The following is a 20,348-nucleotide window of genomic DNA, read 5'->3' as shown; positions in this document are numbered from 1 at the left end:
AATACCAAAATCACCTCCGAGTGGTTTTGATGTTTGGGGATCTGCTATAAATTAGTTATCTATCAATGGAGCTAGTATGACTCAATCTTCCCGCCGTAATTTCTTAAAAACCTCTGCTGTTGGTGTTGCTCTTGCTTCTAGTGCGCAAACTTTTGCTCAAAGCCCAAGTCCATCTAAAAAGACTATTGCCGAAGTAGAGGCCTTGGTTGCCAAGGATGATATTCAGTCAACAGCAGGCTGGAATGATGGCTTGGTTCATCCTATCCCATTTAAGAACCCATTTGCTCAGGGCAAGGAGCGAGGTTTAGCTCTAGGCGGCGGCGGCTTCCCATTGATTGCTTGGTATGCTGGGTACCTTACCTCACTTAAAAAGAATGGCGTTGATCTGAGCATTGCCGATGTGATGGTCGGCACATCGGCCGGTTCTTTTTGTGCCGCGATGCTCAAAGCAGGACACTTATGGCGACTTGAGAGCGAGATTGATTTATTTGCGGAATTTCCAAAAATTCTGGCGCAGATGATGCCGGCAGTTCAATTCAATGTCTCTCAATTGAGGGCGCAACATGCGCAACTCACTTCTCACGATGCGGCTCCTGCCACGATTCAACGTATTGGGAAGGCGGCTATGGCTTCTTTGAATCCTGATGGAGCGGCTAATTATTACAAGGTTGCCAAAAGGTTGTTAACCACTACTACCTGGCCTTCTGATGGTGTATTTACTACGGCAATTGATTGCTTTACGGGAGAGCGCTTAGTAGTTTCTCGGCAAAACAATCTCCCCATAGATGTTGCTTGCGCCGCGAGCTCTTCGGTGCCCGGTCAGTTGGGGCCAACATTTTTGAAGGAGCGTTTATGTATGGATGGTGGCATTTATCAAAGTAGCACTCATAGCGATGTAATTGCTGGTGTGAAACGTGCTGTTGTTATCTCGCTTGGAGATGGCTCTATTAATGAGCAAAAACAAGGTTTACGAATTTCTTCTCTACCTAATACCCTTAATCAGGAAATCAAAGATTTAGAGGCTGGCGGAACGAAAACAAAACACATTGTTGTTGGACTCCCTCCCGGTATTAGTAAAGTAGAAAACCTGATTGATCCTAAGTGGATTGCGCCATATTTTAAGTTCGGTCATGATAGAGGTATTACAGATACGGCAATGATGAAAGCGTTTTGGTCTTAAATGGATAGGATTAACCATCCTCAGCCCTAGTCGATTTCGCCCCGGGCAACCAAGAAACCAAACAGTCGCCTTTTGGCGGCTGTTTTTATACCCGATTAATATCTAAAAACTTCTCGGAAGCTGTAAATACTGTTGATCGCCTCTATTATTGCTGCCGCCTTAACCATCATCTTTATAAAGCCTCTTTTGCCGTCATTGGATTGAGACGAAAGAATAAGTTCGGCATAGGAAGCGGTGGCAATGATGATCTAGAAAGAGCTATTCGAGCTCAGGGTAACTTTGCTGAATATGTTCCTTTTGGAATTATCTTAATTACGTGTCTTGAGCCAAATGGAGCGCCTTAGTGGTTGGTAACCATCTCGGGCTTGAATATCCCGTCTCCTGATTTCAGTAAGCGGGTTCTTGGAATGAAATTTACTTTCTATACGCTAATAACATTAGTTTTTTTAAATCTGGGATAGGTTTTGTATAAGTGCATTACTTAGGATCAGCTATTCTAGGCTCTAGTAAATTCGGCTCTGTGCAGCGAAGAAATTCAACGGTCCTGTCTTGGATAGGATGACGTCTGAGAATATAATTATTTCACTTAAGTAAAAAATGATTAAGTATCAGCGACTACGTTTAAATTTCAATTTAATGGGTAAATTTTTATGACAACAGTAAAGCAAGTTATTGAGCAAAAAGCGAATACCATTTTTTCTGTACGATCATCTGACACTGTAGAAAATGTCTTGACGCTGATGCGCGATCATCGAGTGAGAGCTATTTTGGTCGTAGATGATGGAGCTTTAGTGGGGATTGTTTCACAGGGCGATTGCGCTATAAAGGTATTGTTGCCGCACAACAATCCAAAACAAATGGCCGTTTCAAAAATAATGACCGCAAACCCGCTAACTGTGATGCCATCTAACTCACTAGAAGAATGTATGGCAATAATGGTTCACAAGCATATTAGACATCTTCCTGTGGTGGAAAAAAATAAAGTAATTGGAGTTATTTCTGTTGGAGATCTAGTCAAAAGCATCATTGAACTTCAAGGCAGTCAAATCAAGTTCTTAGAAACTTATATCAATGGCCATGGTGTTTAGTATTCAGAAGGGAGAAATCCTCGAGCCTTGGTTTATTCCGCCTCTGGCCACCAAGAATTCTCACAACACGAAAAGTGGCCCATTGAATCTCTAGTATTGGCCTCGGTTAGGCACCATTTCTCTAGGCCCTCCAACTTCCCTCTTGACTAGAGGCGTCCTTTATAAGGACAGTTATTAACGAGGGGATTTGTCATCCTTGCACTGGTCATATATAAAATACTGGTTATGCCGAGCATAGAGGAGCTTCATCAACAAGCCTGCGAGAGGGGTGAGGATACCTATGTTGATCCTGCTACAGGCTATCAAGTGCTCACCAGTCAAGCGCACTTAAAACGGGGCACTTGTTGTGGAAATGTATGTAGGCATTGTCCTTTTAAATACATCAATGTTCCCAAATGAGCGTCGATTTAATCGACACTCATCTAGGAGTAGTTCTTGAAATGTCGTTTAAAACAACAAATAATTTATTAATAGCTGAGCAAACAAAAACAATCGGGCCGACACTACCCAAGATTTTTACTAATACATTAAGTAGTTACCCTTAATACCCTTCAATGTTGTTGATAGCCATTTTGTCAAAACTTTATTTCTTGCTTGCATAATTGTGAAAACGTCAGTCCTAATACCATAACTAAAGTAGGGCTATAAATTACCTCTCAGACGTAAATTATCCAAAACTTCTATATTGGATCTAATAAATCATTAAGTAGTTTATCTAAAGGTCTCATAAGGACCTCGATGCAATTAAACGCACTTGTGCTTCATTGCTGCAAAAAATATGTAGTGCTTGCGTATAAAAAATATCAAAGAAACAAAATAACTAGGAGATGCTATGTTCCATTTATTGGATAAAGAAAAAACGATCGCAGGTCCAGGCTTTAATCGTTGGCTTGTGCCGCCGGCTGCACTCGCAATTCATTTATGCATTGGAATGGCATATGGCTTCTCAGTATTTTGGTTGCCATTATCGAAAGCTCTAGGTGTATCACTTGGCGGTACTGAGGCAATTAAATGTGCAGCTGACGTTGGCTTTTTTGCCCAGCTATTTACTACAACATGTGATTGGCAAATCTCTACCTTAGGCTGGATGTACACATTATTTTTTGTATTTCTGGGTGCTGCTGCTGCTATTTGGGGTGGCTGGTTAGAACGTGCAGGCCCACGTAAAGCAGGTGTAGTTGCGGCATTCTGCTGGTGCGGCGGTATGCTTATCTCCGCCTTGGGTATATACCTCCATCAATTTTGGATGATGATTCTTGGCTCAGGTGTTATTGGAGGGATTGGTTTGGGCTTGGGTTACATCTCGCCAGTTTCAACCTTGATCAAATGGTTTCCAGATCGCCGTGGTATGGCTACCGGTATGGCTATTATGGGCTTTGGTGGAGGCGCCATGATTGGCTCACCATTAGCTGCAATGCTCATGAAAAATTTCTCTAGCCCTACGAGCGTTGGCGTTGCACAAACTTTTATCGTCATGGCTTTAGGATATTTTATTTACATGATGGCCGGTGCGTTTGGCTATCGGATTCCTGCCAGTGATTGGAAGCCTGCTGGCTGGACTACACCGGTTGCTCAAACAAATAACGCCATGATTACTAAGCGTAGCGTGAATGTGAAAAAGGTTTGGGGTATTCCACAATTTTGGTTGGTGTGGATGGTTCTCTGTATGAACGTATCTGCTGGTATTGGTGTAATTGGTATGGCATCACCTATGCTACAAGAAGTCTTTGCTGGTAGCTTAATTGGTGTTCAACAAACATTTACGGAATTAGATAAAACACAACTGACTGCGATTGCTGGTATTGCAGCTGGCTTTACTGCCTTATTAAGCCTTTTCAATATTGGTGGACGTTTCTTTTGGGCAAGCTTGTCAGACAAGTTTGGTCGCAAGATGACCTACTCAGTATTCTTTATCCTTGGCGCTGCAATGTATTACAGCGTACCAAGTAGCGCACAGGCAGGCAGCCTCGCTTTATTTGTGGGTGCTTTTTGTATCATCTTAAGTATGTATGGCGGCGGCTTTGCCACTGTTCCAGCGTACCTTGCAGATTTATTTGGTACGCAGATGGTTGGCGCTATTCATGGCCGACTATTAACTGCTTGGGCTACTGCTGGAATCTTGGGCCCTGTAGTTGTTAACTATATGCGTGACTATCAATTGAGCCTAGGTTTACCTCGCGCACAGGTTTATAACCAAACCATGTATATCTTGACTGGAATGTTAGTTATTGGTTTGATTTGTAATCTCATGATTCGTCCTGTGGCTGATAAATGGTTTATGACCGATGCTGAGTTAGCTGAAGAGAAGAAGTTGGCACATGAAAAGTCACTAGATTCAGTGATTAAGGGTGAGGCGGGTCACAAGCATACATCGAGCGCTACAGTAATGTTGGCCTGGGCAGCTGTTGCAATCCCTCTGGGATGGGGTGTATATAAAACACTTCTTAGTGCTTTGAAATTATTTTCATAAGTCAATAGAGGCTTTACCTTTGAAGAATTTGTCCAACGAAAACCATACTTCCTTGCTAAAAAGGAATATGGTTTTTGATAAATTTAGCGATGAACACCTCGAGGAGCTAAGAGATCTTTACAGAGTAAATGAATTTAAAAAAAATCAGATTATTGAATCTGCTCACTCCACACCAAAAGATGTCCACTTTATTATTTCTGGAGGCATTAAAAGGGTCTTAAAGAAATCTAAAACGAGAGAGCATATCTTCGAAATTTCATATCCTGATAGCCTAGATTGTTTCTACATAGAATGGCTATCTAAGGTATCTAGTAGCACCAATTTAGCTTCAATTAGTAATGACACTTTAGTAATTAGCATTTCTCTTGCCGATTGGGAGCAAATTTTATCTAAGCATCCTCAATTAAGAGAGAAGTTCATAGCCTATCTTTTTGCAAAACATCAAAAAATTGAAAATAGATTAATTACGCAGCTACTATCAATCAGTAGCGAAGAGCGATACCATACCGCGATAAAAGATTTTCCAAAACTGAAATGGGAGTTAACAAAAAAAGAGATAGGTGCTTATATTGGCGTGGCCCCTGAAACTATTAGCAGGTTGCTAAGTCAGACTCTTCCAAAGATCATTTAGGTATTCGAGCCCTCAGATATTGTGAGCGTCGATTAAATAGACGCCTTCTGTACTGTCCATTAAAAGGATGCCTCATGCGTGGGGTAGCCCGATCACGACAAGGAGTCGCCATCCTTGTGTCAGTCACATCCCCATCACGCCACTAAATTCACGCACCATCCTTATATGGGTCAAAATAACCCAATCAATTCAACCTCTTGCAAAACCCCGTATAAATTTTGCGCACAAAGTTTGTCTATGGTGGGGGTGAACTCTCTGAGACCCTAAATGGATTGGCGCCCATTTGATATTAGGATGGGACAGAGGAATTGCGGATGCTCCAATGATGAAGGCATTTTGGTCTTAACAAGATAGCATTGAGCATCCTGGGCCCCAATCGATTCCGTCCCGGGCCACCAAGAATCTCAATGGCTTGCTTGTTAGGCTATTTTTCTTTTCAGGCTTGGCAGAGTCAGGCGCCATCAGTCCCTCATATCCCCATTAAGCGATACATGATCTCCTGGGGCAATAATAATTCGTAAAATACTAAAGAGGTGCGTCTAGAATCTCTGTAACTTCGGTTAAACCAATAAAGGAAACTATGAATACATTTGAAGCAATTCGCGAGCGTAGAGCCGTAAAGTCTTTCGACCCCAATCATCAATTGACTCAGCAAGAGACAGAGCAGCTGCTCGAGTTAGCTATGCAGGCCCCATCATCTTTTAATATCCAGCACTGGCGTTTGGTTAATGTTACTGATAAAGCCCTGAGAGCACAGTTAAGAGAGGCTGCTCACGATCAAGCTCAAGTCACCGAAGCATCTTTGCTGTTTGTAGTGACTGTCGATATCAAGGCTTGGGAAAAGGATCCTGCGAGATACTGGGTAAATGCACCCAAGGAAGCTCAAGATATATTAGTGCCTTGGATTCATCCTTTCTACTCTGGTAAAGAGCAATTACAGAGAGATGAGGCAATGCGTTCGGCGGGGATCATGCTTCAAACAATGATGCTTTCTGCTAAAGCAATGGGTTATGACTCTTGTCCAATGGTAGGTTTTGATTTTGACAAGGTTGCAGAGTTGATTCATTTGCCGAAAGATTATGCTATTGCCGCCATGCTAGTCATCGGTAAAGGTATAAAGCCGGCCTGGCCAAAACCAGGATTTATTCCTAAGACAGAAATGATTATCGAGAACCATTTCTAAATATAAGCATCTTTAACCTTTTTTATCTATGTAATCGCTAGTCAATACGATTCAAAGCGAGAGACCAAAATTAGGATTAAAGTGGCTTATCAACCAAAAAGGAGTGAATATGAACCGTATAAAAAGTGCATTAATAGCATTGGTGGCTACAGCTACTTTGGCAGCCTGCGCATCAATGACAGGAGTAGCATTGGCGCCATTTACTAAGGCTAACGATGGTGTATTGGCTGGCAGCAATAGCATGACCCTATACACCTATAGCAAGGATGTCGTTGGTTCTGGTAAGTCAGTTTGTAATGGTATGTGCGCAAGCAATTGGCCACCACTCTTGGTTGAGGGCAGCCCAGCTGTGTCCGGTGATTATTCAGTCATTACTCGCGATGATGGCAAAAAGCAGATAGCGTTTAATGGCATGCCTTTGTATTTCTATGCCAAAGATATCAAGCCGGGCGATAAGATTGGCGATGGCCTCTCAGACGGTGCTTGGCGCATCATTAAGATGTAAAAATAGTTTTATTACAGTAAGTCAACAAGACCAATGGCAGTATAATTTTTTGCTTGAAGAGTGTCAGCACAGGATCTATCCTGAGTTTATATAAACAAAAAGAGGCAATTCATGATTAAAAAAATTTCTCTATCAGTAGGCGCCGTGTCAATTCTATTGCTGACAGCTTGTCAGTCAATGGAGCAAGGTGCCGGTCAAAAAGCGTCCGCTAGCTTAGATTCACGCTCAGGCTCAAATACAAAAGGTACGGTAAATTTTGTATGGCAAGGGCATGATGTTTTGGTTACTGGAAACTTTTCTGGATTAAAGCCAAATGCTGAGCAAGGGTTTCATGTGCATGAAAAAGGAGATTGCTCTGCCCCTGATGCTACTAGCGCAGGTGGCCACTTCAATCCAGACACAAAATCACATGGAATGCCCGGAAGTGGTACCAATCATGCTGGAGATATGCCAAACATCAAATCAGATGCCAATGGTAATGCTACTTACTCTGCAAAGCTAAGTGGCTTTGCTGTTAATAATGGGCCAACTGGTATTTTAGGAAAATCTGTTGTTGTGCATCGTGATCCAGATGATTACAAATCACAGCCAGCAGGCAACTCAGGCCCAAGAATTGCATGCGGCCTAATTAAATAGCATTGCCTCTAGCCTTAGGCTGGTAAAAAGAGAAAACCACCTCCGGGTGGTTTTCTCATTTATAGGTTTTATGCTGTGCTTCAGAGATCTCCTTTTAAACGACAATAGATATTCATAATAAAAAATATAGGACAAATTATGTACAAGCTAATCGCCTTTGATGCTTATGGAACACTGTTTGATGTCTACTCTATGGGCCAGTTGGCAGAGGAATTATTCCCAGGGCATGGCCAAGCCTTTGCTTTAATGTGGCGAGATCGGCAAATCGAATACACACGCCTGGTAACAATGAGTGATCCCAATCCTAGTGGTAGTAAGCACTATCTACCATTTTGGGAATTGACCATTCGTTCTTTGCGCTATGTCTGTAAGCGGATGAGTTTGAATCTCACACCAAAATATGAAAAGCGACTGATGGATCAATATGCCAAGCTCACTGGTTTTGAGGATAGCCTGAAGGTTCTAAAAGCTATTAAAGAAAAAGGTTTATCTACAGCCATCTTGTCTAACGGTAGCAGAGAGATGCTCGCTACTGTAGTGGATAGCAACGGCTTAAAGCCCTATCTAGATAAAGTAGTGACGATTGAGGATGTACGTCTATTCAAAACAGATCCTCAAGCATATGGACTTTTACTAAAAGCATTTCCTGTGAAGAGAGAAGAAGTTCTCTTTGTATCGAGTAATGCTTGGGATGCCCTGGCGGCTAAGTGGTATGGCTTTGATGTGTTTTGGGTTAATCGCCTGGGCCACCCTTTTGAAGAAATTGGTGAGATGCCAAATTATGAGGGCAGCTCCTTAAGCAAGGTATTAGAAGTAATTTAAGACTTAGCTTTGAATTGAGGTAAGCGGTGCAGATTCGGCATTCTAGGATGCTGAATCTAAAGTTCCCTCGATGAGCGTAAAGTAGTCACATAAAGCGAGGGACTATGACCATCACTACTACACCCACTATTGAAGAGCTACAAATTCTTGAGTCCCTTCGGGACCACAGGCGCAAGCATCGCAAAGGCTTTCCTCGCAAACTCTCAAATCATGTTGAGGTTTATGCTCCGGGGTTAACGGCTGGTCAGAAAATTTCTGATGTTGTCGCAAAAACGGTAGGCTCATGGAAATTTATCCTAGTTCAAAGTGCATGTATCTTTGTTTGGATTGCTTACAACTCAATGAATAATACAAATGCATGGGATCCCTACCCATTTATTTTGCTAAATTTAATGCTATCTTTTCAGGCTGCCTATACCGCTCCAGCAATCATGATGAGTCAGAATCGACTTTCAGAAATAGATCGTCAACAGGCTAGCAATGATTTTGAGGTTAATGTGAAGGCAGAGTTAGAGATTGAACTCCTGCACCAAAAAATTGATTTGTTGAAAGAAAAAGAGCTGTTCGCTTTAACAAAAGCTGTTGAGGCTTTAAGTGAAAAGCTAGATGGTATGCATAAGTAGCTCACTTTAATATCGCTAAACTACCAGCATGAAGCAGCTCCTTTACTTGTTTCTGATTGCCTCGTGCAGTATTTCCTTGGCGCAAGAGTCATCTAGTGCATATGACTTAAAAGTCGCCGTAACGAGAGTCGGTGATCGCTTCCAGGTGAGTGCAAGCTATGAGGTGCCGATCACTCTATGTGAAGCCTCTACATTCATTACTGACTATGGGGGCGCTAAAAATCTACCTGGAGTGGTCGACTCAAAAGTGCTCTCTAGGTCAGGCAATAAAGTGAAGGTCGCTCGCTTGCTTGAGGAAAGAATTCTATTCATCCCACTTGAAATACGTTCTGAGTTGGAGTACGTAGAATTCCCCAACAAAATATTACTTTTTGAGCAATTCAGCGGTGACACAAAGTATTACAAGGGAAGTTGGCGGCTATTTTCCGAGAAGGATTTCACTACCTTTAAGTACGATGCCCACATTGAGCCGAATTCTTTAGTGCCATCAGCAGTAATCGAATACTTCATTAAAAATATTTTGCGTCGACAGTTTGAGTCAATGGCCGAAGTCGCATCACTGAAGAAATCAACGCCTCCAAAGACTTGTAGATAGGCTATGGCTTAGTAAGCTAAGATTACATTTATGACAAATCTCAATCAATTACCTGGTGACTTACCCATCCCCCAAGATGATGGAGCCGCCGATCACTTGGTGGGTATGAGCTTGCCAGCTATCTCCCTGGTAACAACGGCTCAAGGCCTGCTGAATCTCGGCGAGATTAAGGGTCGTTTAGTGATTTACTGCTACCCAATGACAGGTCAGCCCAATGTTCCATTACCGGATGGGTGGGATCAAATCCCGGGAGCAAGGGGATGTACCCCACAAAGTTGCTCATTTAGGGATCACTATCAAGAGCTTCGCTCGCTTGGTGCGGATGTTGTGGGTCTAAGCGTTCAATCCACGGAATATCAACAAGAGATGGCGAATCGTTTGCATTTGCCATTTCCAGTGCTCAGTGATGAAGATCATCGATTTCAGCAAGCCTTACGCTTGCCTACCTTTATTGCTGCTGGAATGACGCTATTAAAGCGCATCACCCTGATCGCAAATGATGGTGTGATCGAGGCCGTTCACTACCCCATCTTTCCAAGCGACAGTGATCCGGCTTGGGTGATTGATTATTTAAAAAATAGAACTGCTTAATTGTTATTGGGGGCGGGTGTATTTTGCCCGCTAGGCGCAGATACGATCTGAATGCCCAGACTTTGATGGTTAATTGAAGCCATAGGAAGCGCCCTAGGAAGGAAAATGTTGCTTTGCAGCAAAATTCTCTTGCTAAGGCCAAAATAAGCTATTAATATGGTGCAGTGCAACAAATAACCAATTCATGGGAAAAATCATGTTCAAAAACCAATTTACAGAAAACCAAACTAAATCCGCAGAAAGTGCACGTGCACTAGGCCAAACTGCCCTTGAAAACGCTCAAGAGTTAGCAGAAATCAATTACCAAGCTGCACAACAAGCTGTTGCAAATGCACAAGCTAAAGCAGCTGAATTAATGAAGGGCAAAGATGCAAAAGCAGCCTTAGACCTTCTGCAAAGCCCAGAAGTACAAGAGGCCGTCGCTGAAGTTGCCGAGTATCAGAAAAAAGTTGCTGCAGTACTGCGCCGTGGCAACCAAGAACTGGTTGAGGCTGTAGAAGCTGCTATCAATCAATCACAGGATGATCTGAAGAGTTTTGTGGCTGCTGCTACATCAAAAGCGCCTGCAGGGTCAGAGGCGTATGTCAGCTCCTTTACCTCCGCATTCAATACGGCAATGCAAAACTTTGACCAAGTACGTTCAAGCACCCAAGATGCTTTTGCAAACTTTGAGAAAAGTGTAGAAACTGCAATCAAGAGCGCGCAGGGTCAATTTGGTCAGGCTCCTAAGGCAGCAAAAAGTCGCACCAAGTAATCGGTAGATTGCTTCAGATAAAAAGCCCCGTGTATGCGGGGTTTTTTTATTGGGTTTTTCGCTAATCGAGATGCGAAAAGGATGCAGGGTTATAAAGTAATGCTCTGATGGTATTGTTAGATTCAATTCTTGATAAGATCGTTCAATCAAATAAAACTTGAAAATACTATGAGACTTAAACGCAGCATTACTGCATTATTAGTTGGCTTATTTCTTCTGGGTGGATGCTCTAAAGAAGAACCATCGAAGCTCATTAAGGTTGCCATATCGCCCGCGATTCCACCAATGCTGTTTGAAAAAGATGGGAAATACTCAGGTATAGACTTAGAGATATTTGAGGGCTACTGTAAGTCACGAGGCTGCACATTTAAAGTAACAGCTTACGATTGGCTTGGCATGCTAGGCGCTGTAACTAGTGGCCAAGCTGATGTGGCATTCTCTGGAATTTCTATTACAGACAAGCGCAAAGAGGTGATGGATTTTTCTAATCCATACTTCACTAGCACCTGGCAGTTGATAGGTTTAAAAAACCGCAATATCAAAATAACGGATTTATCACAGCTCAGTAAATACACAATTGCCTATCCGACAGGAAGCGTGTTTGATGATTATGTGAAAAATGTATTGCAGCCAAAAGGCTATTACTCAGTTGAGCAGGTAAAGCTATATCCCTCGCCAACCGAAGCCTTGCTTGCATTGCAAAATGGTAATGTAGATTTGGTATTTGTTGATAACGTGATGCTGGTTAATTATCAAAAAACCTTAAATCTCCCAGTTAGCAGTAGCTACCAAGTTGTTGGGTTTGATAATCTCGGGTTTGCTTTCAAAAAAGACTCTAAGCTGCGCGATGACTTTAACCTGTATCTTGCTGAGCTCGGACCAGGGAAATTAAAGGCCATTATTGATCGCTGGACACAATAAATTAAAGTAATTTCAATATATTAGGTTAGAGTGTTTCTTAAGCCGATTATTTCAATAATTTATAAGGAAAAATATGTCCCATCATGACAAGCTAATGGCTGCATTTGAGGTGTACCAATCAGAGAATGAAAAGTTCCACGGAAAAGGAGTCAAAGCTTCTGCAGCGAGAGCTCGTAAAGCTTTGCAAGAGATTGCTGGCTCTTGCAAAGAGCGCCGTAAAGAAATTACCGCTGAAAAAGAAGCGCTAGAAGGCAAGCCTAAGGGTGAGGGCATGTCACAAGATGCCGCCCGTCACGCTCACATCAGAAAGTAAACCTTTCCTAGAAAAGCAAAAAGTCACCTAAGGGTGATTTTTTGCTTAGAGGTCTACGCCCTCTAAGGCAGAATCTTCGAGATGACGAGTGTCAGCCCATTGCTCGACAGACCAGCCCTTACCTTCCTGATGGGTAGTCCAATTGAATGAAGCATTTGGCACTGAGGCAACCCGCTCAGCCTTTAAGGCTTGCTTGCTAGCAATTCGATACACCATGTCGAGCGTACCACCATGACTCACAAGCAAAATCGTTTTCCCTGTATGTTGCTCTTGTATCTTGTCTAAAACAGTTTGAACGCGTATTGCAAATTGCCGAATACTTTCACCGCCTCCGAGCTCATGCTCTAAGTCACGAGCAATATGAGCTTGCCAAATTGCAGGCTGTAGTAATGGCGCCTCTTGAATCGTGAGTCCTTGAAGTGCGCCAAAATGGCGCTCTCGTAAGGCGCCATCCACTCTTGCCTCTACGCCAAACAATTCAACAATCGCATTTGCAGTGTCGGCCGCTCTTTTAAGGTCGCTAGTATATAAAGCATCGAATGAGAGCTTTGTATTTTTAATAGCCTGCGCCATTTGGCGAGCCTGCTGGACGCCTTTAGCATTCAGGGGAATATCAGTATGTCCTTGAAGGCGTCTTTCAGCATTCCAAGTAGTTTCACCATGGCGGATGAGGCAGAGTTTTGTGGTCGACATATTGCGATATTCAGTTGAATTATTTTTTCATGGTCCAAGCACGTGGATTGTGCTCAAAACCCAAGTGCTCATAGTAAGCATTTGCTTTCGGAGCTGCAAGTAACACAATCATGCAGTCAGGCTTTAAGCGCTCTTTAGTTTCTTCAATAAGTTGCTTTCCTATTCCCTGTCGCTGGTAATGCTCATCTACAGCAAGGTCGGCTAAATAGGCCACATAGGCAAAGTCTGTCAGGCTACGACTGATCCCAATGAGTTTTGCACCGTCCCATGCGGAAATGGTGAGATTTGAATTGACAAGCATCGCTGCAAAGGTTTCAACACTATTGATTGGGCGGCGCTCCCCGAGGGTAGAGCGGGTATAAAGGTCGATCGCCTGTTCTGGACTAATGCTTGCATGCTCAGTATAGGTAATCATTTTTCTTGTTCTGATGAGTATGTGAGCGAATCGCCATTGCTAATGGTCCCGGAATCTAGCGCTTCGGCTCTGAGGCCGCCTCTATTTTCAAAAGCATTCATGAAGTCGGGCCTTTTTAGTAAGTTGGCAGGTCGCTGACAAGGTTCGCATAATTCAGTACCTTTAAATGCGATGCCTCCTAAATAGAAAATCCGTCCAACGAGATCATTCAGATCCCCCTCAGAAATTCCCTTGATCACCAGATTTCTTCGGGTATCGCCTTCTCCAAAAGGAGCCTGCTGTTTAGCAAGTAATTGGCCATTAGCATTTTCTATAGCAGAGAGAGCAATGAGGGAAATATGGCGTATTTTGGGTTTGGCCTTAGAGAATGCGCCAAGACCTAGTGCGTAGCGATCGCCCACAATACCTTCACCGGCAATAATCTCAACTCGTGCAAGCTGCGCCATCAGCTCGCCTGCTCGAGCAGCAATATAAATGGAGTGAATTTGAGGAGATGCTTTCATGCTGACAGCATATTACATAAGAAAAAGCCCCGGTAATTTCGGGGCTTATTACTTAGTGATTAGGCTACGACTTCTGTTGCAGCGGGCGCCGCAACCGGGGGACGCTTATTGAGCGCCCTCTGTATCTTTGCCTTCTCTTTAGGCTTGGTGCTCGATTCGAGCAGTTTACTGAGTTGAGTCACGGTAAGTGGCCCCAATTTAGCTTTGCCAGTCTTGCTCACCATGGGGTCATTTTTTCTGTTTCTTTGATTTTGGCCAACAGCCATATAGTTTCCTAGAGTCTTGGAATGATGAACCTCTGAGCTTGCTCAGCAGACTCCCCTATTTAGGGCGCGGAATAGTGATCACAGATCAGAATAACAGTTAAGCAGTCAAGGCGCTATGATTAGATCCTGATGAATATTCCTAATCTTATTTTTGCTGCCATCATGGGCGGACTCATGTCATTGAGTATTACTTTGGCCACCACTTTGGTGCGCGTAGGTTTTGTACAGGATTTTTTTTGGGAGTGGCTAGAGGTTTGGGCGGTTGCCTACCCAGTGGCGATTATTTGTACTTTGATCTATCGCCCATTTATTAGCAAGCTCACTGCAAGTTTAGTAAAGAAACTGGAGCAATGATTCATCCCAAATATATTTTATTGCTGAGCATGGTTGGTTTGAGTGCTTGCGCTGCGGTTTATACCGATGCATCAGATTCGAATCATGTGACCTTTTTGAACAGTGATAGCGAATCTATTGCCTCACTTACACCAAAAGCCAATGCGTATTGCGCACAATATGGCAAGACTGCATCGTTTAGAAAAAACGATACTCAGTTACCTGCGGTATTTGATTGCAATTGGCCGCAATCAAGCCCACGCTAGAGTTAGCCAGCGAGGTCTGATTGATAGATCAGACCTGCATGCTCTCTTAGGGCATGGAACTGAATGGATTCCCAGCGCTGTTGAGCAACATCCAGTTCAGATTTGTGACTAGCTAAAAATACGGAAGCACCAACAACGTCCTCTGCCATGCGGTGAATATTTTCTAGCATGAATTTTTTAAGTGCCACAGGATCTTCGGAGCTTACCCAGCGAGCCAAGTTGTAACGTGCCGGTAGCAAACGTACTTCTGCTCCATATTCAGTTTGTAAGCGATGGCTCACCACTTCAAACTGCAACTGTCCAAATGCGCCAAGCAACATAGTGCCACCAGTCATGGGACGAAATACCTGAATTGCACCCTCTTCGCCAAGCTGCATTAGGCCTGTGCGCAATTGCTTGGAGCGCAACGGATCTGCGGACTCGACCATGCGGAAAATTTCTGGAGCGAAAAATGGTAAGCCCGTGAATTGCAATTGCTCGCCTTCGGTGAGCGTATCGCCCAATCGAAGTAGGCCATGGTTTGGCAAGCCAATAATATCTCCAGGAAAGGCTTCATCTAAGATATCGCGTCGTTGTGACAAGAAAGAAAGTGCATTGTTGGTGCGCACTTCTTTGCCGTTGCGACAGATCTTCAGTTTCATGCCGCGCTGAAAATGTCCCGAGCAAATACGCAAGAAGGCAACACGATCTCGATGGGCTGGATCCATATTTGCTTGAATCTTAAAGACCACTGCAGAAAATTTATTCTCTGCTGGGCTCACTTCGCGTTGTAATGCTTTGCGTGATCCCGGTGATGGTGCAAGCTCAACTAAGGTGTTAAGAATTTCACGAACACCAAAATTATTAATGGCTGAGCCAAAGAATACTGGTGACTGACGGCCTGCTAGAAAGGCCTCACGGTCAAAGGCGGGCATCGCATTTTTAATTAAATCTACTTCAGCGAGCGCATTTTCAAGATCAGTACCGAGGCGCTCTTTTAGGGCGGGATCGTTAATATCAACAATTGCATGAGAATCTTCGGTCACGCGATCTTCACCCGCTTTGAACATGCGCATTTGAGAGTTGGCAATATCAATCACACCGGCGAAGGATTTACCCATACCTACTGGCCATGTAAAAGGAACTACTTCAATACCGAGTGCAGTTTCAATTTCATCCATCAACTCCATGGGGGGCTTTACTTCGCGATCCATCTTATTGATGAAGGTGACGATTGGTGTGTTGCGCGCACGGCAGACTTCAAGCAAGCGCAAGGTCTGTGACTCAACACCATTAGCAGCATCAATCACCATCAATGCAGAATCAACTGCAGTCAATACGCGATAAGTATCTTCGGAAAAGTCTTGGTGGCCTGGGGTATCTAGAAGATTAATAATGCAATCGCGATATTCCATTTGCATGACTGAGCTGGCTACAGAAATACCACGCTGTTTCTCAATTTCCATCCAGTCTGAGGTCGCATGTCTGCTTGCCTTACGGGCTTTTACACTGCCCGCAATCTGAATCGCTCCCGCGTATAGCAAGAGTTTTTCAGTAAGCGTGGTCTTACCGGCATCTGGGTGAGAGATGATGGCGAAGCTACGGCGTCTTAAAACTTCTGCGCCGGGAGTGCTGGAGGTGGTGGTATCGATGGTAATTCTGCGTTTAATCTAAGTGACAGAATTATAGACGGGTAGTGCTTCTTAGAATTGCTCTTCAGGCCTTACAAAGCGCCATTTCCCGGGTGGTAGGGCACCTAGAGAAATTCTACCCATACGCACACGCCTGAGACCTAAAACCCGGAGACCAACGATTTCACACATACGACGAATTTGGCGCTTGCGGCCCTCGCGTAGAACAAAGCGAAGTTGGTCCTCGTTCTGCCAGCTGACCTGAGCTGGCTTTAAAACGACACCATCTAATTCCAGGCCATGTTTGAGGCGATCTAAATCTTCAAAAGAGAGTGCGCCTTCAACTCGGACCAAGTACTCTTTCTCGACGGGGCTGTTTTCACCAATGAGGAGTTTTGCGATACGACCATCTTGAGTTAAGACCAGCATGCCGGTGGAGTCAATATCTAGGCGACCGGCGGGCGCTAAGCCGCGGGTATTAAAGCGTGGATTGCGGCCCTTATCAAGCGGGCTGGCAAAGTAATTCTCGGGAGTGATGAGCGAGGCTGCTGGTTGGTACTCTTGCTCGTCATCAAAGTGAGAAATAAAACCGACTGGCTTATTCAAAATGACCGTAATTCGGGATGCTTGCTGCGCTTTAGCGCCAGACTGCAATTCAATCTTCTGATGGCGAAAAGCCCGTGAGCCAAGCTCATTGACCACTTCACCATCGACCGTGACCAAGCCCTGCTCGATATAAGAGTCTGCCTCACGTCGGGAGCAAAGACCCAATTCAGAGAGTAGCTTGGATACGCGTATTTTTTCTTCCATGACCTTATTATGAATTACAAGGCAACGAAGTACGCATTCTGGCCATTTTTATATAAAACTATATTTGACGGAAATACTTTTAATTGCTAATTTGACCATGAGTTTAGTCATCGTGAAATGCTACATATTTAGGGAAGTGCAATATGAATAGTCGAAGATCATTTTTAAAAACCTCAGCAAAAGCACTTGGTGGCCTCACATTTTGTGGTTGTGGCTTATTACACGCAGCAGAGGTCCAAAACAAGGGGCCTAGACGCCTTACCCCAGTTTTTATTAATGGCAAACGTGTAAAGGCGATAGACGTACACGCCCATTGCCTTTTTCAGGATGCAATTGACCTCATGGGGGAGGATGCAAAGTCAGTACCCCCTCCAACAAAGGGGGTGCCAGAGCACTTCATACAGATCAATGAGCGTATTAAGGCGATGGAGGCGCAGGGCATTGATATGCAGGTTTTGAGCATCAACCCCTATTGGTACAGGAAGGATAGAGATACTGCTGCAGAAATATGCAGACTTAATAACTTGCATCTTGCTGAGTTGTGCGCAATGCGGCCAGATAAGTTTGCCGCCTTTGCATCCTTAACAATGCAATACCCCGACCTAGCCGTCCAACAGCTTGAGGATGCGGTAAAGAAATTGGGTCTTCGAGGAGCAGCCATTGGTGGAAGTGTCTTAGGCCAAGATTTTTCAGACCCTAAGTTTCATCCTGTACTGGCTAAGGCCCAAGAGTTAAATGTGACCCTTTTCATTCATCCACAAAGTACCCCTCAGTTGGCCCAAAGATTTAAGGGTAATGGTTGGATGTCAAATGTTATCGGCAATCCACTTGATACAACGATTGCTTTGCAGCACTTAATTTATGAAGGTGTTTTAGATAAATATCCACAACTGAAAGTGTTGGCAGCACATGGCGGTGGGTTCTTAGGCTCTTATGCGCCCCGCATGGATCACAGTTGTTTTGTTTCTCCTCAAAACTGTAATCCAGAAATTGTTCTGAAGAAAAAACCTACTGAATATTTAAACCAGCTGTATTTTGATTCATTAGTATTTACTCCCGAAGCGCTTCGCCATTTAGTAGCCCAAGTCGGAGCAAGCCAAATTGTTATAGGAACTGATCATCCTATTCCTTGGGAAGAGTATCCAGTTGAGCATGTCATGAATACTCCTGGCCTTAGTAATGCAGACCGTATTGCAATATTAGGAGGCAATGCTGCAAAATTATTGGGGATAAAAATCTAAGCCCCAGCCGACGTGTTAATAGGGGCTAGCCTCATTGTGTGGCCTGTTTTTAAAGCGCTTATGAACCCAGTAGTATTCAGCTGGCCTGAGTCTAATTTCTTTTTCAAAAATGGTGTTGAGACGCGCTGTGTCGGCTTCAGGATTTTCGGTTGGGAAGTTTTCAAGGGGCTTGCTAATGGTGCAAATGTAGCCAGCCTCATCTTTCTTGAGAGTGGTGATCATCATGCAGACCTGCGCCCCTGTGATTTTGGCTAGACGCGATACAGCTGTGATCGTATTAGTTTGAATATTAAAAAAGGGAACGAAAGCAGAGTCTTTGAGTCCTAAATCAATATCGGGCGCAATAATGATGAAGCTTCCCTTACGGATTTCTCGAATGAGCTCAAGCGTGTTTCCTTGGCGGTCAATCGAATTTCCACCGAAGCGATTGCGCCATTCAACAATCCTCTTGTTGAAGAAGGGGCTTTTCATTCTTTGAAAAAAGCCAGAGGTACGAGGCCAACCTTTTTCCTTGGCAAGTGCGCTCAGAATAATGCTACCTTCAATGCCAATAAAATGCATGTTCACTAAAATGCGTGGCTGTCTATCATTTAGATCAATCTCCGAGCGAACTTCAATCATATCGGCAAGCTGTTTTTTGCTGCCCAGCCAAATAATACTTTTTTCAACTAAGCTGCGGCCTAGTAGTCGCCAATGTTGCTTTCTCAGTTGATCAACTTCTGTTTCGCTTAGCTCAGGGAAACAGAGCTTCAAGTTTTTTTGAACCACGCGATTGCGATCATTGGGAATGTGGGATGCTAGATAGCCTAAGCCATAGCCAACAGAGACTAAGGTCTTGTAGGGAAGCGATACCAGAAATCTAAGGAGTGCTACCCCAGAATAGTTTGAAAAGTTTTTAAACAAAACTCAATTTATTCAGTGTCATAGCGAGATAAAGATTTAGCGTAGCGCACATTCATTTCTTCGGTAGAGCTAATGGACATACCCAAATCATTGACTAGGCCGGTCTCAAGACGGTAAGTCCATCCGTGTACCGTCAGGTCTTGCCCTCTAGCCCATGCATCTTGAACAATGGTAGTTTCACAAACATTGACTACTTGTTCAATAACATTGAGCTCGCATAAGCGATCTTGACGTTTTGGAGATGGGATCACTTCGCCAAGATAGCGCTCATGTTTTTGATGTACATCCTTCACATGACGCAACCAATTGTCGGCAAGGCCAACCCGTTTATCAGTTAGGGCGGCATGCACGCCTGAGCAGCCGTAATGCCCCACTACCAAGATATGCTTGACCTTCAATAGGTCGATAGCAAACTGAATTACAGATAAGCAGTTCAGATCGGTATGGACCACCACGTTGGCAACATTACGATGTACAAAAAGTTCGCCAGGAAGCAGGTTCACAATATCGTTTGCGGGTACGCGACTGTCTGAACAGCCAATCCATAAGTATTCTGGAGCCTGCTGTGAAACTAAGCGCTTAAAGAAATTGGCATCTTTAGCAACCATGGATTCTGCCCATTCGCGATTATTGGCAAATAGCTGGTCTAAGGCGTTGGAGTTCTTCATAATCATGGTTTGAGTTTAAAGTACTTTAATGATGCCTATTTGGTTAAAGCAAACCCCCACTGGCATTGTTCTTCATTTGCATTGCCAGCCAGGCGCAAAGCTGACCAAGGTGGTTGGCCTGCATGATGGCTGTCTCAAGATATCTCTCCAGGCCTCCGCCCTGGAAAACAAGGCAAATGAAATGCTGCTGTCTTGGCTCTCTAAGCAATTGAGAGTGCCACAAAAACAAATTCAGCTTTTGTCGGGACAAAGTAGCCGCGTCAAGAGAGTGGAAATCTGGGGCTCAATCACCCCAGAGCAGATTACAGAGGCCTTAAGCCCCTAAGGT

At 43.9% G+C, this 20,348-nt stretch carries 28 protein-coding genes; 20 read left to right on the top strand and 8 right to left on the bottom strand.

The window, feature by feature from the left end:
* The first annotated feature begins 76 nt into the window (after positions 1-76).
* The 16 genes from C2747_RS10325 to C2747_RS10250 all read left to right on the top strand — a co-directional run bounded on the left by C2747_RS10325 (position 77) and on the right by C2747_RS10250 (position 12,312).
* The gene (locus C2747_RS10325) at positions 77-1,180 is read left to right on the top strand and encodes a patatin-like phospholipase family protein (RefSeq protein ID WP_215333172.1); all 1,104 of its coding nucleotides are present in this window, start codon (positions 77-79) and stop codon (positions 1,178-1,180) included.
* 200 nt (positions 1,181-1,380) lie between these two features.
* Positions 1,381-1,524 carry an MAPEG family protein gene (locus C2747_RS10650; RefSeq protein ID WP_215331705.1) on the top strand — a complete coding sequence of 48 codons (144 nt, stop codon included), beginning with the start codon at positions 1,381-1,383 and terminating at the stop codon, positions 1,522-1,524.
* Positions 1,525-1,830: 306 nt separating this feature from the next.
* A complete protein-coding gene (locus tag C2747_RS10315; RefSeq protein ID WP_215331704.1) occupies positions 1,831-2,268 on the top strand; it encodes a CBS domain-containing protein in 438 nt (145 codons plus the stop codon).
* Positions 2,269-2,493: 225 nt separating this feature from the next.
* Positions 2,494-2,667 carry a C1orf53 family protein gene (locus C2747_RS10645; RefSeq protein WP_215331703.1) on the top strand — a complete coding sequence of 58 codons (174 nt, stop codon included), beginning with the start codon at positions 2,494-2,496 and terminating at the stop codon, positions 2,665-2,667.
* Positions 2,668-3,100: 433 nt separating this feature from the next.
* Positions 3,101-4,738 carry an OFA family MFS transporter gene (locus C2747_RS10305; protein WP_215331702.1) on the top strand — a complete coding sequence of 546 codons (1,638 nt, stop codon included), beginning with the start codon at positions 3,101-3,103 and terminating at the stop codon, positions 4,736-4,738.
* A gap of 67 nt (positions 4,739-4,805) precedes the next feature.
* Complete coding sequence (locus C2747_RS10300; RefSeq protein WP_215331701.1) at positions 4,806-5,369, top strand: Crp/Fnr family transcriptional regulator; 564 nt, start codon at positions 4,806-4,808, stop codon at positions 5,367-5,369.
* 580 nt (positions 5,370-5,949) lie between these two features.
* Positions 5,950-6,552, top strand: a complete 603-nt coding sequence (locus C2747_RS10295) for a nitroreductase family protein (RefSeq protein WP_215331700.1) — start codon at positions 5,950-5,952, stop codon at positions 6,550-6,552.
* 109 nt (positions 6,553-6,661) lie between these two features.
* Positions 6,662-7,057, top strand: a complete 396-nt coding sequence (locus C2747_RS10290) for a COG4315 family predicted lipoprotein (RefSeq protein WP_215331699.1) — start codon at positions 6,662-6,664, stop codon at positions 7,055-7,057.
* Positions 7,058-7,168: 111 nt separating this feature from the next.
* Positions 7,169-7,693 carry a superoxide dismutase family protein gene (locus tag C2747_RS10285; RefSeq protein ID WP_215331698.1) on the top strand — a complete coding sequence of 175 codons (525 nt, stop codon included), beginning with the start codon at positions 7,169-7,171 and terminating at the stop codon, positions 7,691-7,693.
* A gap of 138 nt (positions 7,694-7,831) precedes the next feature.
* Positions 7,832-8,515 carry a haloacid dehalogenase type II gene (locus C2747_RS10280; RefSeq protein ID WP_215331697.1) on the top strand — a complete coding sequence of 228 codons (684 nt, stop codon included), beginning with the start codon at positions 7,832-7,834 and terminating at the stop codon, positions 8,513-8,515.
* Between the two features lie 104 nt (positions 8,516-8,619).
* Positions 8,620-9,138: a DUF1003 domain-containing protein gene (locus tag C2747_RS10275; RefSeq protein WP_215331696.1), complete on the top strand. Its 519-nt coding sequence runs from the start codon at positions 8,620-8,622 to the stop codon at positions 9,136-9,138.
* 28 nt (positions 9,139-9,166) lie between these two features.
* Positions 9,167-9,733 carry an SRPBCC family protein gene (locus C2747_RS10270; protein WP_215331695.1) on the top strand — a complete coding sequence of 189 codons (567 nt, stop codon included), beginning with the start codon at positions 9,167-9,169 and terminating at the stop codon, positions 9,731-9,733.
* A gap of 30 nt (positions 9,734-9,763) precedes the next feature.
* Positions 9,764-10,324 (top strand): peroxiredoxin, encoded by a 561-nt coding sequence (locus C2747_RS10265; protein ID WP_215331694.1) that lies wholly within the window; start codon positions 9,764-9,766, stop codon positions 10,322-10,324.
* 196 nt (positions 10,325-10,520) lie between these two features.
* A complete protein-coding gene (locus C2747_RS10260; protein ID WP_215331693.1) occupies positions 10,521-11,078 on the top strand; it encodes a phasin family protein in 558 nt (185 codons plus the stop codon).
* A gap of 168 nt (positions 11,079-11,246) precedes the next feature.
* The gene (locus C2747_RS10255) at positions 11,247-11,999 is read left to right on the top strand and encodes a transporter substrate-binding domain-containing protein (RefSeq protein ID WP_215331692.1); all 753 of its coding nucleotides are present in this window, start codon (positions 11,247-11,249) and stop codon (positions 11,997-11,999) included.
* Between the two features lie 73 nt (positions 12,000-12,072).
* Positions 12,073-12,312: a hypothetical protein gene (locus C2747_RS10250; protein ID WP_215308617.1), complete on the top strand. Its 240-nt coding sequence runs from the start codon at positions 12,073-12,075 to the stop codon at positions 12,310-12,312.
* Positions 12,313-12,357: 45 nt separating this feature from the next.
* Here the strand turns inward: C2747_RS10250 and C2747_RS10245 are convergent, their stop codons facing one another.
* From C2747_RS10245 to C2747_RS10230, 4 genes are read right to left on the bottom strand one after another with little or no spacing between them, the layout of a single operon-like run.
* Positions 12,358-13,005: a histidine phosphatase family protein gene (locus tag C2747_RS10245; RefSeq protein ID WP_215331691.1), complete on the bottom strand. Its 648-nt coding sequence runs from the start codon at positions 13,003-13,005 to the stop codon at positions 12,358-12,360.
* A 19-nt stretch (positions 13,006-13,024) separates the two neighbouring features.
* Complete coding sequence (locus tag C2747_RS10240; RefSeq protein ID WP_215331690.1) at positions 13,025-13,420, bottom strand: GNAT family N-acetyltransferase; 396 nt, start codon at positions 13,418-13,420, stop codon at positions 13,025-13,027.
* Positions 13,417-13,923, bottom strand: a complete 507-nt coding sequence (locus C2747_RS10235) for an MOSC domain-containing protein (protein ID WP_251374762.1) — start codon at positions 13,921-13,923, stop codon at positions 13,417-13,419. The genes C2747_RS10240 and C2747_RS10235 overlap by 4 nt, the downstream gene beginning before the upstream one ends.
* Positions 13,924-13,982: 59 nt before the next feature.
* Positions 13,983-14,189: a hypothetical protein gene (locus tag C2747_RS10230; protein ID WP_215331689.1), complete on the bottom strand. Its 207-nt coding sequence runs from the start codon at positions 14,187-14,189 to the stop codon at positions 13,983-13,985.
* A gap of 129 nt (positions 14,190-14,318) precedes the next feature.
* On the opposite strand from C2747_RS10230, the gene C2747_RS10225 reads away from it, so the two are divergent.
* Together C2747_RS10225 and C2747_RS10220 are read left to right on the top strand one after the other, a co-directional pair.
* On the top strand, positions 14,319-14,543 hold the full coding sequence (locus C2747_RS10225; RefSeq protein ID WP_251374761.1) for a DUF2798 domain-containing protein: 225 nt from the start codon (positions 14,319-14,321) through the stop codon (positions 14,541-14,543).
* Complete coding sequence (locus tag C2747_RS10220) at positions 14,540-14,788, top strand: hypothetical protein (RefSeq protein WP_215331688.1); 249 nt, start codon at positions 14,540-14,542, stop codon at positions 14,786-14,788. The genes C2747_RS10225 and C2747_RS10220 overlap by 4 nt, the downstream gene beginning before the upstream one ends.
* A 2-nt stretch (positions 14,789-14,790) precedes the next feature.
* Here C2747_RS10220 and C2747_RS10215 read toward each other — a convergent pair whose 3' ends face one another.
* The gene (locus C2747_RS10215; protein WP_215333169.1) at positions 14,791-16,419 is read right to left on the bottom strand and encodes a peptide chain release factor 3; all 1,629 of its coding nucleotides are present in this window, start codon (positions 16,417-16,419) and stop codon (positions 14,791-14,793) included.
* Between the two features lie 51 nt (positions 16,420-16,470).
* Entirely contained in the window at positions 16,471-17,208 is a 738-nt protein-coding gene (locus C2747_RS10210; RefSeq protein ID WP_215331687.1) for a pseudouridine synthase, read from the bottom strand.
* A gap of 143 nt (positions 17,209-17,351) precedes the next feature.
* On the opposite strand from C2747_RS10210, the gene C2747_RS10205 reads away from it, so the two are divergent.
* On the top strand, positions 17,352-18,449 hold the full coding sequence (locus tag C2747_RS10205; protein ID WP_215331686.1) for an amidohydrolase family protein: 1,098 nt from the start codon (positions 17,352-17,354) through the stop codon (positions 18,447-18,449).
* A 15-nt stretch (positions 18,450-18,464) separates the two neighbouring features.
* Here the strand turns inward: C2747_RS10205 and C2747_RS10200 are convergent, their stop codons facing one another.
* Together C2747_RS10200 and can are read right to left on the bottom strand one after the other, a co-directional pair.
* On the bottom strand, positions 18,465-19,352 hold the full coding sequence (locus tag C2747_RS10200) for an LpxL/LpxP family acyltransferase (RefSeq protein WP_215331685.1): 888 nt from the start codon (positions 19,350-19,352) through the stop codon (positions 18,465-18,467).
* 8 nt (positions 19,353-19,360) lie between these two features.
* Entirely contained in the window at positions 19,361-20,026 is a 666-nt protein-coding gene (gene can, locus C2747_RS10195; protein ID WP_215331684.1) for a carbonate dehydratase, read from the bottom strand.
* Between the two features lie 22 nt (positions 20,027-20,048).
* On the opposite strand from can, the gene C2747_RS10190 reads away from it, so the two are divergent.
* A complete protein-coding gene (locus C2747_RS10190; protein WP_215331683.1) occupies positions 20,049-20,345 on the top strand; it encodes a DUF167 domain-containing protein in 297 nt (98 codons plus the stop codon).
* Positions 20,346-20,348 lie beyond the last annotated feature (3 nt).

The sequence above is a fragment of the Polynucleobacter corsicus genome (genome assembly GCF_018688255.1).
Lineage (GTDB): Bacteria > Pseudomonadota > Gammaproteobacteria > Burkholderiales > Burkholderiaceae > Polynucleobacter > Polynucleobacter corsicus.
Note: the sequence above shows the minus strand (reverse complement) of the source record. Positions and strands in the feature narration are given on the sequence as shown.

Bases quoted from the DNA above. Each gene is read 5' to 3' on its own strand.
- C2747_RS10305 (WP_215331702.1), top strand. From the start codon at position 3,101: ATGTTCCATTTATTGGATAAAGAAAAAACGATCGCAGGTCCAGGCTTT.
- C2747_RS10325 (WP_215333172.1), top strand. From the start codon at position 77: ATGACTCAATCTTCCCGCCGTAATTTCTTAAAAACCTCTGCTGTTGGT.
- C2747_RS10205 (WP_215331686.1), top strand. From the start codon at position 17,352: ATGAATAGTCGAAGATCATTTTTAAAAACCTCAGCAAAAGCACTTGGT.
- C2747_RS10265 (WP_215331694.1), top strand. From the start codon at position 9,764: ATGACAAATCTCAATCAATTACCTGGTGACTTACCCATCCCCCAAGAT.
- C2747_RS10245 (WP_215331691.1), bottom strand. From the start codon at position 13,005: ATGTCGACCACAAAACTCTGCCTCATCCGCCATGGTGAAACTACTTGG.
- C2747_RS10295 (WP_215331700.1), top strand. From the start codon at position 5,950: ATGAATACATTTGAAGCAATTCGCGAGCGTAGAGCCGTAAAGTCTTTC.
- C2747_RS10240 (WP_215331690.1), bottom strand. From the start codon at position 13,420: ATGATTACCTATACTGAGCATGCAAGCATTAGTCCAGAACAGGCGATC.
- C2747_RS10250 (WP_215308617.1), top strand. From the start codon at position 12,073: ATGTCCCATCATGACAAGCTAATGGCTGCATTTGAGGTGTACCAATCA.
- C2747_RS10275 (WP_215331696.1), top strand. From the start codon at position 8,620: ATGACCATCACTACTACACCCACTATTGAAGAGCTACAAATTCTTGAG.
- C2747_RS10210 (WP_215331687.1), bottom strand. From the start codon at position 17,208: ATGGAAGAAAAAATACGCGTATCCAAGCTACTCTCTGAATTGGGTCTT.
- C2747_RS10190 (WP_215331683.1), top strand. From the start codon at position 20,049: ATGATGCCTATTTGGTTAAAGCAAACCCCCACTGGCATTGTTCTTCAT.
- C2747_RS10235 (WP_251374762.1), bottom strand. From the start codon at position 13,923: ATGAAAGCATCTCCTCAAATTCACTCCATTTATATTGCTGCTCGAGCA.
- C2747_RS10260 (WP_215331693.1), top strand. From the start codon at position 10,521: ATGTTCAAAAACCAATTTACAGAAAACCAAACTAAATCCGCAGAAAGT.
- C2747_RS10255 (WP_215331692.1), top strand. From the start codon at position 11,247: ATGAGACTTAAACGCAGCATTACTGCATTATTAGTTGGCTTATTTCTT.
- C2747_RS10300 (WP_215331701.1), top strand. From the start codon at position 4,806: ATGGTTTTTGATAAATTTAGCGATGAACACCTCGAGGAGCTAAGAGAT.
- C2747_RS10285 (WP_215331698.1), top strand. From the start codon at position 7,169: ATGATTAAAAAAATTTCTCTATCAGTAGGCGCCGTGTCAATTCTATTG.
- C2747_RS10315 (WP_215331704.1), top strand. From the start codon at position 1,831: ATGACAACAGTAAAGCAAGTTATTGAGCAAAAAGCGAATACCATTTTT.
- C2747_RS10220 (WP_215331688.1), top strand. From the start codon at position 14,540: ATGATTCATCCCAAATATATTTTATTGCTGAGCATGGTTGGTTTGAGT.
- C2747_RS10290 (WP_215331699.1), top strand. From the start codon at position 6,662: ATGAACCGTATAAAAAGTGCATTAATAGCATTGGTGGCTACAGCTACT.
- C2747_RS10280 (WP_215331697.1), top strand. From the start codon at position 7,832: ATGTACAAGCTAATCGCCTTTGATGCTTATGGAACACTGTTTGATGTC.
- can (WP_215331684.1), bottom strand. From the start codon at position 20,026: ATGATTATGAAGAACTCCAACGCCTTAGACCAGCTATTTGCCAATAAT.
- C2747_RS10230 (WP_215331689.1), bottom strand. From the start codon at position 14,189: ATGGCTGTTGGCCAAAATCAAAGAAACAGAAAAAATGACCCCATGGTG.
- C2747_RS10645 (WP_215331703.1), top strand. From the start codon at position 2,494: ATGCCGAGCATAGAGGAGCTTCATCAACAAGCCTGCGAGAGGGGTGAG.
- C2747_RS10270 (WP_215331695.1), top strand. From the start codon at position 9,167: ATGAAGCAGCTCCTTTACTTGTTTCTGATTGCCTCGTGCAGTATTTCC.
- C2747_RS10225 (WP_251374761.1), top strand. From the start codon at position 14,319: ATGAATATTCCTAATCTTATTTTTGCTGCCATCATGGGCGGACTCATG.